The organism is Enterovirga rhinocerotis (assembly GCF_004363955.1).
Taxonomy (GTDB): Bacteria; Pseudomonadota; Alphaproteobacteria; order Rhizobiales; family Beijerinckiaceae; genus Enterovirga; species Enterovirga rhinocerotis.
Genome location: NZ_SNZR01000011.1, coordinates 2217740 through 2231386, shown reverse-complemented (window position 1 = coordinate 2231386; position 13647 = coordinate 2217740). Strand labels below are relative to the sequence as shown.

At 69.8% G+C, this 13647-nt stretch carries 9 protein-coding genes; 6 read left to right on the top strand and 3 right to left on the bottom strand.

The genetic code is table 11. The features are described 5' to 3' along the window. The first annotated feature begins 211 nt into the window (after nt 1-211). The 3 genes from EV668_RS11240 (at nt 212) to EV668_RS11230 (ending at nt 5125) form a co-directional block, all read left to right on the top strand. A complete protein-coding gene (locus tag EV668_RS11240) occupies nt 212-742 on the top strand; it encodes a toxin-activating lysine-acyltransferase (RefSeq protein ID WP_245513011.1) in 531 nt (176 codons plus the stop codon). Between the two features lie 57 nt (nt 743-799). Continuing rightward, nucleotides 800-3751 (top strand): M10 family metallopeptidase C-terminal domain-containing protein, encoded by a 2952-nt coding sequence (locus EV668_RS11235; protein ID WP_133769822.1) that lies wholly within the window; start codon nt 800-802, stop codon nt 3749-3751. Nucleotides 3752-3943: 192 nt separating this feature from the next. After that, complete coding sequence (locus EV668_RS11230) at nt 3944-5125, top strand: CaiB/BaiF CoA transferase family protein (protein WP_425359603.1); 1182 nt, start codon at nt 3944-3946, stop codon at nt 5123-5125. A gap of 177 nt (nt 5126-5302) precedes the next feature. Here the strand turns inward: EV668_RS11230 and hrpB are convergent, their stop codons facing one another. Continuing rightward, the gene (gene hrpB / locus EV668_RS11225; protein WP_133769820.1) at nt 5303-7849 is read right to left on the bottom strand and encodes an ATP-dependent helicase HrpB; all 2547 of its coding nucleotides are present in this window, start codon (nt 7847-7849) and stop codon (nt 5303-5305) included. A gap of 122 nt (nt 7850-7971) precedes the next feature. Between hrpB and EV668_RS11220 the strand changes: the two genes are divergently transcribed. Both EV668_RS11220 and EV668_RS11215 read left to right on the top strand, forming a co-directional pair. Beyond that, a complete protein-coding gene (locus tag EV668_RS11220) occupies nt 7972-9048 on the top strand; it encodes an MBL fold metallo-hydrolase (RefSeq protein WP_133770187.1) in 1077 nt (358 codons plus the stop codon). A gap of 94 nt (nt 9049-9142) precedes the next feature. Next, on the top strand, nt 9143-10030 hold the full coding sequence (locus EV668_RS11215; RefSeq protein ID WP_133769819.1) for an alpha/beta fold hydrolase: 888 nt from the start codon (nt 9143-9145) through the stop codon (nt 10028-10030). 192 nt (nt 10031-10222) lie between these two features. Here EV668_RS11215 and EV668_RS11210 read toward each other — a convergent pair whose 3' ends face one another. After that, the gene (locus tag EV668_RS11210; protein ID WP_133769818.1) at nt 10223-10912 is read right to left on the bottom strand and encodes a DJ-1/PfpI family protein; all 690 of its coding nucleotides are present in this window, start codon (nt 10910-10912) and stop codon (nt 10223-10225) included. 195 nt (nt 10913-11107) lie between these two features. Further along, the gene (locus EV668_RS11205; protein WP_133769817.1) at nt 11108-12340 is read right to left on the bottom strand and encodes a hydantoinase/carbamoylase family amidase; all 1233 of its coding nucleotides are present in this window, start codon (nt 12338-12340) and stop codon (nt 11108-11110) included. 136 nt (nt 12341-12476) lie between these two features. Between EV668_RS11205 and solA the strand changes: the two genes are divergently transcribed. Beyond that, entirely contained in the window at nt 12477-13637 is a 1161-nt protein-coding gene (gene solA, locus EV668_RS11200) for an N-methyl-L-tryptophan oxidase (protein WP_133769816.1), read from the top strand. Nucleotides 13638-13647 lie beyond the last annotated feature (10 nt).

Here is a 13647-nt window from a genome sequence, read left to right as displayed (position 1 = left end):
CTCCGCGCCGACGCGCGGGGCCGTCGGCGCGCGCCCAAAACGCGATCCGCGTCAACAAGTTGATCCCCGATTAAACGGCGTGATCCCTTCCGATTGTACGTTGTTTTCCTTCGTGAAATGCGAAAGATGACACGCGAAAACTAGATTGTCGCAGTCTTCCCGGCCGTGATACCCAGCATCGGCAAGTTGGACGGAAGCTGGGACATGGACGATGCCGGTCCAAGAGGCGCCTGAGTTTCGGTTGTTCCGGCCCGACAAGCCGGCCGCGGCGCTCGGACTCGCGGTCAATCATCTCATGACCAAGCCGGCCTTCGCCAATCTGAAATTCGGCGATTGGTCCAGGATCCTCGTCGGGCAGATCAATCGCGGCCATTTCAGCTTCGCGGTCGACCGTCAGGACCGCATCGAAGGTTTCGTCGGCTGGGCGTTCGCCACGCGCGAGAAGGCCGAGGGTTGGGCCGAAGGCCGCCCCCTCTCGTATCAGGACAGCCTCGCGGGCGATTGCATCGTCTTCAACGCCTGGTCGGCCAACTCCAACGCCGTGCATCGCTTCCTCGTCGACGAGGCGCGCAAGCTGATCGCCGGCAAGGAGACGATGTATTTCCGCCGGCACTACCCCGACGGCGGCTCGCGCGTCGTGCGCCTGTCCGTGAACGATTTCGTCGCCGGTCACATCCGGCGCAGGGCGACGTCCCGCGGGCCCGCCGAGGCGGCGGACCGCGAACTCACCGCCGCATTCTGAGGGCGGCGGAACTCACGAGGACCGCGCGGCGGCTCTCGCTTCAAGACGGAGGGGAACATGGCCCAAGTTTCGGACGACGAGACCCGCACGGCATCGTGGCTGAACCAGCCCGGATCCAGCCTTCTCGATTTCGACAGGATGTTCGGCGCACGCGGCGCGGCGGACATGAGCCATTGGCGCGCGCCCGTGGTCGATGCGCATGCGGTCGCGGTCGCGGTCTCGGAGCCGGGCGGAGCGGCGCCCGCGGCCGATCCTCAGCGCGACGGGGCCACGGCCTCCGTCGGCCTCACGGGTGATGCGCGGATCGACGGCCTTCTCAGCCTCGTGAAATGGGCGGACGGCACGATCACCTATGCCTTTCCGGAGAATTCGACGGATTTCGAATCCGGCTACCCCAGCAACAACCCCAATCTCGGCTTCGGCCAGCTCACGGTTGCTCAGCAGGCCGTCTACCATAACGCCCTGAATACGAGCACGGTCACGACCGGACCTGGCGGCGGCCTGTTCACGGCCGTCGAGGGCTTCACCAATCTCGGCATCACCTCCCTTTTCCCGACCGGCAACGCGACGCTGCGGGCGGCGTACTCGACCGATCCCGGCAGCAGCGCCTACGCCTATTACCCGTCCACGAACTTCTATGGCGGGGATGCGTGGTACGGCACCAACAGCCCGCGCAACTACCAGGCGCCCGTCCTCGGCGGAGATGCCTATCGCTCGACCTTCCATGAAATCGGCCATCAGCTCGGCCTGAAACACGGCCACGAGGGGAGCAACGGCAACAACACGATCGTTCCGGATAACTACAACAGTCATGAGTACACGCTCATGACGTATCGGAGCTATGTCGGGCATCCGGGATCCGGCGGCTATACCAACGAGACCTATGGCCACCCGCAGAGCTGGATGATGCTGGACATCGCCGCCCTGCAGCACATGTACGGGGCCGATTTCACGCATAACGGCGGCAGCACGACCTATACCTGGAGCACCACCACCGGCCAGATGTTCGTTAACGGCGTCGGCCAGGGCACCCCGGGGGCGAACAGGATCTTCCTGACGATCTGGGACGGCAACGGCAACGACACCTACGACCTGTCGAACTACTCGAGCAACCTCGAGATCGACCTGTCGCCCGGCGGCTATTCGGATTTCAACAGCGGCCAGTCGGCCTATATCGGCGGCTCTTCGAATGCCGGCTATGCCCGCGGCAACGTCTTCAACGCGCTTCAATTCAACGGCGATGCCCGGTCTCTGATCGAGAATGCGATCGGCGGCTCGGGCAACGACACGATCAACGGCAACGCCGCCAATAACGGGCTCTACGGCAATGCCGGCAACGACAGCCTCTACGGCTATGCCGGCGAGGACGTGCTGAGCGGCGGCGCCGGCGAGGATTACCTGAAGGGCGGCGGCGGAAGCGACGCCTTGTACGGCGGCAACGACAACGACACCCTCAAGGGCGGCGGCGAGGCCGACACCCTCGACGGCGGCGCGGGCATCGATACCGTCACCTACGACGATTCCAGCGCGGCCGTGAGCATCATTCTCGGCGCCGGATCGGCGGCGGGCAGCGGCTTCGGCGGCACGGCCCAGGGCGACGTCCTCTACAACATCGAGAACGTCACCGGCAGCGGCTACAACGACTCGCTGACGGGCAACGCGCTCGCCAACGTCCTCAATGGCGGCGGCGGCGCCGATACGATGACGGGCGGGGCCGGGAACGACACCTACTACGTCGACGATGCCGGCGACCGGACCATCGAGAGCGCCGGGCAGGGCACCGATCTCGTCATCGCCTCGATCACGCACACCCTGGCGAACAACGTCGAGAATCTCACGCTCGGCGGAAGCAGCAACATCAACGGCTTCGGCAACGCGCTCGCCAACAAGATCCTCGGCAATGACGGAAACAACGTCCTGAACGGCAAGACGGGCGCCGACGATATGCGCGGCGGCCTCGGCAACGACACGTATTACGTCGACAATGCAGGCGATAAGACCGTCGAATACGGTGGCGGCGGAACCGACCGGGTCATCTCCACCATCACCCACACGCTCGCCGGCAATGTCGAAAACCTGACCCTCACCGGGACCGCGAACATCAACGGGACCGGCAACAACCTCGCCAACATCATCGCCGGCAATGCGGGCAACAACGTCCTGAACGGCAAGGCCGGGGCGGACAGGATGGTCGGCGGGGCCGGCAACGACACCTACTACGTGGACAATGCCGGCGACACGGCCGTGGAGGCCGCCAATGGCGGAACCGATCGGGTGATCTCGACCGTCAGCTTCACGCTGGGCGCCAATGTCGAGACCCTGACCCTGACCGGAACCGGCAACCTCAACGGGACCGGCAACGCGACCGCCAACACCATCACCGGCACCGTCGGCAACAACGTGCTGAACGGCAAGGCCGGCGCGGACAGGATGGTGGGCGGGGACGGCAACGACACCTACTACGTCGACAATGCCGGCGACCTCACGGTCGAGTATGCCGATGGCGGGACGGATCGGGTCCTCTCGACGGTCAGCTTCACGCTGTCGAACTACGTCGAGAACCTGACGCTCACCGGGAGCGCCAACATCAACGGGACCGGCAATGCGCTGGCGAACGTCATCGTCGGCAATTCCGGCAACAACGTCCTGAAGGGCGGGCTCGGGAACGACACGCTGACGGGTGGCGCGGGGAACGACACGTTCCACTTCGACAAGGCCGCATCGTCCACCAACCTCGACCGGATCCTCGATTTCAACGTCGCCGATGACCGGATCTGGCTGGAAGACACGGTGTTCACGGCCCTCGATCTGGGGGCCCTGGATGCGGCGCAGTTCGCCAACATCTCGTCGGCGAGTGCTGTCGCGGGTGCCGATCAGCGCATCCTCTACAATCAGTCGAACGGCTACCTCTATTACGACGCCGACGGCGGAAGCGCGGCGGGGCGTGTGCAGATCGCCTGGATCAGCAACAAGGCCGCCCTCACGCATGCCGACTTCTTCGTCGTCTGACGGGGCTTCGCGGCGGCACCTCGCAGGTGCCGCCGCCTGAGCTGGGTTCAAGTGAACCCGGCCCTCTTCGCCATTGCTCCCGCGCGCCGGATCGGGCTAGGCCGGTTCCGGGCGCGCGGCCGTCCGCGAGGGGGCGTCCGGATTCCGATCTGACGACCCGTCTCGGCGCCGCTTGCGCCGTGACGGGAGAGCATGTCGATGACGAGCCCCAAGCCCCTTGCCGGAATCCGTGTCCTCGAGCTGGCGCGTATCCTGGCGGGTCCGTGGTGCGGCCAGAACCTCGCCGATCTCGGCGCGGATGTGGTCAAGGTGGAGCGCCCGGGGGCAGGCGACGACACGCGAAGCTGGGGACCGCCTTTCGTCGAAGCGGAGGCGGGCGGCGACCTCTCCGCCGGCTATTACCACGCGACCAATCGCGGCAAGCGCTCGATCACCGTCGAAATGGACACGCCCGAGGGGCAGGCGACGATCCGGCGCCTCGCGTCCAAGGCCGACATCCTGCTCGAGAACTTCAAGGTCGGAGGCCTCAAGAAATACGGGCTCGACTACGCGAGCCTCTCGGCCCTGAATCCGCGCCTGATCTACTGCTCCGTCACCGGCTTCGGGCAGGACGGCCCCTACGCCCATCGCGGCGGCTACGACTTCATGATCCAGGGCATGAGCGGGATCATGTCGATCACGGGCGAGCCGGAGGGCGAGCCCATGAAGACCGCCGTCGCCTTCGCCGACGTCTTCACCGGCATGTACGCGACGACAGCGGTCCTCGCGGCCCTGCAGGGGCGGCAGAATACGGGGCGCGGCTGCCATATCGACATGGCGCTCTTCGACACGCAGATCGCGGTGATGGGCAACCAGGCCATGATCCAGCTGCTGACCGGCGCACCGCCGCCGCGTTTCGGCAATGCGCATAGCTCCGTCGTCCCCTACCAGGTCTTCCCGACCTCGGACGGCCACATCGTGATCGCCTGCGGCAATGACGGACAGTTCCGCCGGCTGTGCGGCGTGCTCGGCACCGTTTGGGCCGACGACGAGCGCTACGCGACCAATCCGGCGCGCATCGTCCATCGCGGCACGCTCATTCCGCTGCTGATGGCGGAGACGGCCAAGTGGACGAAGGCGGATCTCCTCGCCGCCTTCGAGCGCGAGGTTGTTCCCGCCGGGCCGATCAACACCCTGCCCGAGGTCTTCGCCGATCCGCAGGTCATCCACCGCCGCATGACCTTCGATCTCGACGAGCCGGCGGCGAAGGGTGGCAAGGTGCCGACCCTGCGCGGCCCCATCGTCGTCGACGGAGAGCCCATGGTCGGCCGGACGGCCTCGCCGGGGCTCGGGCAGCACACCGACGAGGTTCTGGCCGATCCGAACTGGTCGTGAGGCCGGCAGGAAGCTCCGACCTCGTCAGATCCAACCTCCTCATCCTTCGAGGCCTCGCTCACCCAAGTCGGCTGCTGCCGACTTCGGCATTCGAAAGAGCGCATCTCGGCAACAGCCGAGATGCGCGAGGCATCTCAGGATGAGGAGGGAGGGATTCCGCGATAGGGCGCCGACATCTCACGTCCCCCTGGGCTTCGCCCGTCGCGTCGGCTCCGCGTTGGCCGGGTCCTCCGGCCAGGGATGCTTGGGGTAGCGTCCCCGCATCTCGGCCCGGACGGCCGCCCAGGAGCCGGCCCAGAACCCCGGCAGGTCGCGCGTCACCTGGATCGGTCGCCCGGCCGGCGAGAGGAGATGCAGCACGAGCGGCACGCGCCCCGCCGCGATGGCCGGGTGGCGGCCGAGGCCGAACAGCTCCTGTGGCCGGCACGCGAGAACGGGGCCACCTTCCGCGCCGTAATCGATCGCGATGCGCGATCCCGTCGGCACCTCGAGATGGGTCGGCGCCTCCTCGTCGAGCCGCCGGGGCAGCGGCCAGGGCAGGAGGGCATGAAGGGCGTTCGAGAGCGTCGCGGCGGAGAGGCCGTCGAGGCTCGGTGTCCCGACGAGATGGGGCGCGAGCCAGTCCTCGACCGCTCGCGTCAGCGCCTCGTCCGAGAGGTCCGGCCATTCCTCTCCCTCGCTCGCCCGCAGGAAGGCGACGCGGTCGCGCCATTGCCGCAGCGAATCCGGCCAGGGCAGGGCGTCGAGGCCGAGCGATGCGGCGCCGCGCGCGAGGATCGCCGCCGCCTCCGGCGTCGCGGGGACGGGTTTCGGCCTCTCCGCGAGAATGAGCGAGCCGAGCCGCCGGACCGACCGGGCCCGCAGGGCGCGGGCCGTGCGGTCGAAGACGATCTCCTCGCGCTCTTCGATCCGGTCGCCCGCGATCGCCTCGATCTCCGCCATCTCGATCGCGGCGGCGGCGAGGATGCGGGACGAGGCTGCCCCGCCCGCGATCTCGGCGATGACGAGATGGGGCTCGCGGGCAAGCGCGAGATGCGGCTCCATCCGGGCGGCGCGACCATTCGCCATCAGATACTCGCCCGGCGCGCCGCGCGCCTTCGCGATCCGGTCCGGATAGGCCTGGGCGAGCAGCAGGCCGGGGGAGGAGGGCGCCGAAACCCGCCTTCGTTCATCGCTGGCGTCGTCGAGGCGGAGACCGGGTGTCACCCCACGCCGGACCTCCGGTCCGAGCCTCCCCCTCGAGGGGAGGGTGGCGATCCTCGCCCATCCGGCCGCCATGCGCCGCGTCTCGGCCGCCCGGCGGGAGCCGTCCCGGCGCAGGCGGTCGAGCCGGTCGGCGAGATCGACGGCATCGCCGCCGAGGCCGCGTTCGACGAGGAGCGCCGCGAGGTCCGCTGCCTCGGCCGCGGCGCCGCGTTCGGCCCCCGCGAGCACCATCCGGGCGAGCCGGGGCGGCAGGGGGAGGGCGCGCAGGCTCCGTCCGGCCTCCGTGATCCGCCCATCCGCGTCGAGGGCGCCGAGATCGCGCAGCAATGCCCGCCCTTCCGCGAGAGCCGGGGCGGGCGGCCGGTCGAGGAAGGGGAGGGAGGCCGGGTCGGAGACGCCCCATTCGGCGCAGTCGAGCAGGAGCGGCGCGAGGTCGGCGGCGAGGATTTCGGGCCGCGCGAAGTCCTCGAGCGCCCCCGTCGCCGCCTCCGCCCAGAGGCGGTAGCAGATGCCGGGTGCGGTTCGCCCGGCGCGGCCGCGGCGCTGGTCGGCGGCGGCCCGCGACACCCGCGTCGTGACGAGGCGGGTGAGGCCGAGGCCGGGCTCGTAGACCGGCACGCGGGCGAGGCCGGAATCGATCACGACCCGCACGCCGTCGATCGTCAGCGAGGTCTCGGCGATCGCGGTCGCGAGGACGACCTTGCGCCGTCCGGCGGGGGCGGGGCGGATCGCCCGGTCCTGCTCGCCGCGGTCGAGAGCGCCATAGAGCGGCGCGATGTCGACCGCCGGATCGCGCAGCTTCTCGTCCAGCGCAGAAGCCACGCGCCGGATCTCGCCGGCCCCCGGCAGGAAGACGAGGAGCGAGCCCTCCTCCTCGCGGAGCGCTTTCAGGATCGTCTCGACGACCTCGTCCTCGACCCGGCGGAGCGGGTCGCGGTCCCGGTGGCGCGTCTCGACCGGGAAGGCCCGGCCTTCTGAGCGGATCACCGGCGCGTCGCCGAGGAGGGCGGCGACGCGGGCGCCGTCGAGCGTCGCCGACATCGCGACGAGGCGAAGGTCCTCCCGCAGCGCGCCCTGAGATTCGATCGCGAGGGCGAGCCCGAGATCGGCGTCGAGCGAGCGCTCGTGGAACTCGTCGAACAGGACGGCGCCGACGCCCTCGACGCCGGGATCGTCGAGCACGAGACGTGTGAAGACCCCCTCCGTCACCACCTCGATGCGGGTGCGGCGCGAGACCTTGGTTTCGAGCCGCACGCGCAGGCCGACCGTGTCGCCGACGCGCTCGCCGAGCGTCGCCGCCATGCGTTCGGCCGCGGCGCGCGCGGCGAGGCGACGCGGTTCGAGAAGGATGATCCGCCGGCCGGCGAGCCAGGGGGCGTCGAGCAGGGCGAGCGGCACGCGCGTCGTCTTGCCGGCGCCAGGAGGGGCGACGAGCACGGCGTTCGGCTGCCGGGCCAGCGCGGCGGCGATGTCCGGGAGGACGGCATCGATGGGGAGCGGTGCGGACGGCGCGGCCATGGCGCGCTGATGGGGCCGCGACGCCATCCGCGCAAGACATGGGCGCCCGCCTGATCAACCATGCGGCGGATCGCCCGAAGCTTCGGCTTGTACGAGCGCGGGAGCCGGGCCATCTTGCCGGTGTGAACCGGCGCAGCCTAGGACGAATCGCGAGCGCGGCCGCCGTGCTGACCATGGGGGGCGTCGGCTACGCGGCCATGGCCCGCAGCCGCAACCCCTATTATCAGGGCGCGGTCTCCGATCATTTCGACGGCATCCGCTTCCATCGCCCCGGCGTGGCGACCGAGAAGGGGATGCTGGAGCTCGCCCGCTGGCAGATGGGCCGTGGCCGGGCGAGCTGGCCGCCGCGCTTCCCGAGCAGCTTCGCCGATAAGCCGCCCGAGCGGGTGCAGGGCCTGCGGGTCGTCCTCGTCGGCCACGCGACGCTGCTCATTCAGGTGGCGGGCCTGAACATCCTGACCGATCCGATCTGGTCGGAGCGCGCGAGCCCGCTTCGCTTTGCGGGGCCGCGCAGGGTCAATCCGCCGGGCATCGCCTTCGCGGACCTGCCGCCGATCGATGCGGTGCTGGTCACGCACAACCATTACGATCATCTCGACGTCGCCACGATCGGGCGGCTGTGGGAGCGGGACCAGCCGACGATCGTCACGCCGCTCGGCAACGACGCGATCATCCGGGCCCATGAGGACGAGGCGGCCGTCGATACGCTCGACTGGGGCGGCTCGGTCACGCTCGGCGAGGGGGTCGAGGCCCATCTCCTGCCGTGCAACCACTGGTCCGCGCGCGGCATCAACGATCGGCGCATGGCGCTGTGGGGCGCCTTCGTGCTGACGACCCCGGCCGGGACCCTCTATCTCGCCGGGGATACCGGCTACGGCGACGGCGACATCTTCCGGGCCGTGCCCGAGCGCTTCGGGCCGCCCCGCCTCGCCTGCCTTCCGATCGGTGCCTATGAGCCGCGCTGGTTCATGGAGGCGCAGCACATGAACCCGAGCGACGCCGTCAAGGCCTTCGCGGATCTCGGGGCCGAGCAGGCGATCGGCATCCATTGGGGCACGTTCCAGCTCACGAACGAGCCGGTGGACCAGCCCGAGATCGATCTCGCGGCGGCCCTTGCCGAGGCGGGGATCGCGCCGGAGCGCTTTCCAGCCTTCCGGCCCGGCCAGGTCTGGGAGCCCGCGGGGACCGCGGCCGGCTGATCGCAGCGGGTCGGAGCGCGCCTCGGCCTTTCCTTCCGCCGCGCATCGGCTACACCTCCGGCAACAGAAGGCCGCTCAAGGCCGGGGAGGATCGATGGGTTTCTTCGACGGGTTCACGCTGGAGACGCTGCAGCTCGCCGAGGGGCCGGTCCGGCTCCGGCGAGGCGGGGAGGGGCCGCCGCTGCTGCTCCTGCACGGCAATCCTCAGACCCATGCCATGTGGCACCTGACGGCGCCGAAACTCGCCGAGCGCTTCACCGTCATCTGCCCGGATCTCAGGGGCTATGGCCACTCCTACAAGCCGGCCGCCTCGTCCGATCACGCGCCCTATGCGAAGCGGGCCATGGCGGCCGACCTCGCGGAGCTGATGACGCGGCTCGGCCACGATCGCTTCCAGGTCGGCAGCCACGATCGCGGCGCGCGGGTGGCGCATCGTCTCGCGCTCGACCATCCCGACCGGGTCGAGCGCCTCGCCGTGCTCGACATCGTGCCGACGCTCGAACATTTCGAGCGGACGGACATGTCCTTCGCGCTCGGCTATTACCATTGGTTCTGGTTCGCCCAGCCGCATCCCTTCCCGGAGAACCTGATCAGCGCGGCGCCGGAGCTGTGGTGGAACGCCCATACCTCGCGCGAGCCGAAGCCGCCGAGCTTCTTCCGGCCGGAGGCCCTCGCCGATTACCTCGAGGCGGCGCGCGATCCGGCCATGATCATGGGCATGTGCGAGGATTACCGCGCCGCGGCGACGATCGACCTCGTCCATGACCGCGAGAGCCGCGCGTCGGGCCGGAAGGTGCAGTGCCCGATCCTCGCGCTCTGGGGCGCGAAGGGCCGGATCGGCGGCTGGTACGACGCGCTCGCGATCTGGCAGAGCTATTGCGCCGCCGAGGTGACGGGCCACGAGGTCCAGTCTGGGCATTACCTCCCGGAGGAGGCGCCCGAGGAGGTGCTGGCGGCCTTCGAAGGGTTCTTCAGGTCGTAGGGCATCTGCTGGTCCGACCGCTGCCCTTCACCCTCCCCTGGAGGGGGAGGGTCGCCGGCGAAGCCGGAGGGGTGGGGTGAAACCCGCCATCCTTTGCTGGCGACGTCGTGAATGCAGACGGGGCGCATCACCCCACCCCGGACCTTTGGTCCGACCCTCCCCCTCCAGGGGAGGGTGTGGGGCGGCGTCCTCTCAGTCGCCCAGCCTCACGGCGGCCTGCTCCACCTGGGCGCGCCGTTCGGCGAGCCGGGGGGCTCCGGCGGTGCGGGCGCGCTCGAGGATCTCGGACGGGGCGGAAGCCGGCGATCCCGCGTCGAAGGGCGGCGCGGGGTCGTATTCGATCTGAAGCTGGGTGGCCTGGGCGACGGCATCGCCATGGAGCTCGGCCGCGATGCGGAGCGCGAAATCGATGCCGGCCGTGACGCCCCCGCCCGTGATCACGTTGCCGTCGATGACGACGCGTTCGGCCGTGGGGATGGCGCCGAAGCGTGCGAGGAGTTCGCGCGCGCTCCAGTGGGAGGTGGCGCGTCGCCCCTTCAGGAGGCCCGCGGCGCCGAGCACCAGCGAGCCCGTGCAGACCGAGGTGACGTAGCGGGCGCCCTCCGCCTGCCGGCGCAGGAAATCGAGCACCTCGTCATCCGCCATCAGCGGGCCGACGCCATAGCCGCCCGGGACGCAGATGAGGTCGAGCTGCGGGCAATCGGCGAAGCCGGTATCGGCCATGATCGTCATGCCCTTTCCGGCCGTGACCGGGCCGGCCGTCTTCCAGACGAGCCGCGTCTCCGTCTCGGGCAGTCCCGACAGCACCTCCCAGGGTCCCGTCAGATCGAGCTGCGTGAGGTTCGGGAACAGCAGGAAACCCACCCGGAACGGTTCGGCCATCGTCGTATCCTCTCCTTTTGCGGTGCTCGTCGGAGCCCGGTTTGTCGATCGCGTCCAGATCACGCCGGCTCGCTCCCCCCTGGGGGCAGCGAAGCCGGCGGGGTGGGGTCGATCCCACCTCCTGTCATCGTCGTCCGCCGCGAGGCGGATGCGGCGTCACCCCGCCCGGACCTCTCCGAGGGAGGGCAGGGCCCGTCAGGCCGCTCCGTCGCGGGCCAGCACGGCCCGGAGCATCACCTCGGTCCCGGCCACGGCGTGCTGCTTCGTCATCTCCTCGAACTCGCTGTGGGAGATGCCGTCCTTGCACGGCACGAAGATCATTTGGGTCGGGCAATGGGGCGCCATGCGGATGGCGTCGTGGCCGGCGCGGCTGCGGAGCGACATCGTCGAATGGCCGAGTTCCTCCGCCGCCCTCTCGACCAGGGCGCCGAGCGAGGCATCGAAATCGACCGCCTCGCGCTCCGGCGGCTGCTCGATCTCGATCCGAAGGCCCGTGCGGGTCTCGGCCGCCTCGACGGCCTCCGTGACCTCGCGCCGGATCTGCGCCATGCCGGCCCGGTCGGGATGGGTGGCCGAATAGCTCATCCTGGCCAGATGCGGGATGTTGATGCGGTTGTTCGGCCAGAGCCGCAGCGAGGCGACGCCGGCCGAACCCGCCGGGAAATGCCTGCGGCCGATCTCCTCGATGGCGACGATCACCTCCGCCGCCGCGGCGAGGGCGTTGGCGCGCTGGTCCATCGGCGTCGCCTGCGAATGGCCGTTGCGGCCGTGGCAGGTGATCTCGGCGAAGAGGTTGTATTCGCAGCCGGCGACGTTGCCGATGGTGATCCCGGCTTTCTCCAGCCGGTCCCCCTGCTCGATATGCAGCTCGAAATAGCTGTCGACCTTCCGCTGCAGCGGAGCGTCGCCGAGATAGCGGATGCGCCGGAGTTCGTCGAAGACGCTGCGGCCGCCGACATCCTTCGTGGCATGGGCCGTCTCGAGGTCGAGTTGCCCCGTGAACACCGCCGAGCCGAGGAGGCCCGGCTGGAAGCGCGCGCCCTCCTCGTTCGTCCAGTTCACCACCTCGATCGGATGCCGCGTCGCGCGGCCCGCCGCAGCGATGGCGCGCAGGCAGGCGAGACCGCCGAGGACGCCGAGCGGGCCGTCATATTTTCCGCCCGGCTGCTGGGTGTCGAGATGGCTGCCCATCATGATCGGCGGAAGCGACGGATCGGTGCCCTCGCGCCGCCCCACCATGTTGCCGATCGGATCGACGCTGACCTTGAGGCCGATCTCCTCCATCCAGTAGCGGAACACGTTGCGCGCCATCCCGTCGGCATCGCTCAGGGCGAGGCGGTCGCAGCCGCCGGCCGGCAATTCGCCGATCCGGGCGAGGGTCATGAGGTCGGACCACAGGCGGTCGCCGTCGATGGGTGGGAAAGACAAGGCAGGCTCCGGCTCGGGACGCGGAGACGATGGCACGGCGGCGCCCGCCTCGCCAGACGGAACGGCTTGCAGAAACAGTTGGCCCGGTCCGTGATAGGGGCGTCGGGGCGAGGCCCCGCGACGGGAGAAGGACAGGATGCCGGCTAATCCGAACAGCTACGACGTCATCGTCATCGGCGTCGGCGGGATGGGCTCGGCCGCCTGCTGGCATCTCGCGCGGCGCGGCGTGCGCGTGCTCGGGCTCGAACGGTTCGACATCCCCCACACGATGGGGTCCTCGCACGGCTTCAACCGCATCATCCGGCTCGCCTATTTCGAGGACCCGTCCTACGTGCCGCTGCTGCGGCGCGCCTACGAGAACTGGCGCGAGCTCGAGAGCCGGTTCGGCGAGCAGCTTCTCTTCATCACCGGGTCCGTCGATGCCGGTCCGGCCGGTTCGGCGATGGTCGAGGGATCGCTCGCCGCCTGCCGCGAGCACGATCTGCCGCACCGCGTGCTGAGCGGCACGGAGCTTCACGCCGTCGCGCCGGGCTACGACCTGCCGGCGACGCACCAGGCGGTGCTCCAGCCCGATGGCGGCTTCGTCTCGGCCGAGCGGGCCATCGTCGCCCATGTCGGGCTCGCCCAGGCGGCGGGAGCCGAGATCCGGGCGCGCGAGCCCGTGCTCGGCTGGGAGCCGACCGCCTCCGGCGGCGTGCGGGTCACGACCGAGCGCGGCACCTACGAGGCCGGTCGGCTCGTCCTTTCGGCAGGAGCCTGGATGGGCGAGTTCGTGCCGGCGCTCCGCCGCGTGGCGGTGCCCGAGCGGCAGGTGCTCGGCTGGTTCCAGCCGAAGGAGCCGGCGCTGTTCTCGCCCGAGCGCTTTCCCGTCTTCAACATGGAGGCCGAGGAGGGGAAGTTCTACGGCTTCCCGGTCTGGCACGTGCCGGGCTTCAAGATCGGGCGCTGGCATCACCTCGGCGAGACCGGGGCCGCGGACGCGCTGTCGCGGGAGGCCGGGCCGCGCGACGAGGATGCGCTGAGGCCGGCCGTGCGCCGCTATTTTCCGCAGGCGGACGGCGCCACCATGGCCCTGCGCGCCTGCTTCTTCACCAACACGCCCGACGAGCATTTCATCATCGATACTCTGCCGGACCTGCCGCAGGTCGTCGTCGCCTCGCCCTGTTCGGGACACGGCTACAAGTTCTGCAGCGTCGTCGGCGAGGTCCTGGCCGATCTCGCGACGACGGGCGGCTCGCGCTTCGCTCTCGGTCTGCACGCCCTGTCGCGCTTCTCGCCGTCCGAGACGACGGGCTGAGCCTCGGCCC

Bases quoted from the DNA above. Each gene is read 5' to 3' on its own strand.
- EV668_RS11240 (WP_245513011.1), top strand. From the start codon at position 212: ATGCCGGTCCAAGAGGCGCCTGAGTTTCGGTTGTTCCGGCCCGACAAG.
- EV668_RS11235 (WP_133769822.1), top strand. From the start codon at position 800: ATGGCCCAAGTTTCGGACGACGAGACCCGCACGGCATCGTGGCTGAAC.
- EV668_RS11230 (WP_425359603.1), top strand. From the start codon at position 3,944: ATGTCGATGACGAGCCCCAAGCCCCTTGCCGGAATCCGTGTCCTCGAG.
- hrpB (WP_133769820.1), bottom strand. From the start codon at position 7,849: ATGGCCGCGCCGTCCGCACCGCTCCCCATCGATGCCGTCCTCCCGGAC.
- EV668_RS11215 (WP_133769819.1), top strand. From the start codon at position 9,143: ATGGGTTTCTTCGACGGGTTCACGCTGGAGACGCTGCAGCTCGCCGAG.
- EV668_RS11210 (WP_133769818.1), bottom strand. From the start codon at position 10,912: ATGGCCGAACCGTTCCGGGTGGGTTTCCTGCTGTTCCCGAACCTCACG.
- solA (WP_133769816.1), top strand. From the start codon at position 12,477: ATGCCGGCTAATCCGAACAGCTACGACGTCATCGTCATCGGCGTCGGC.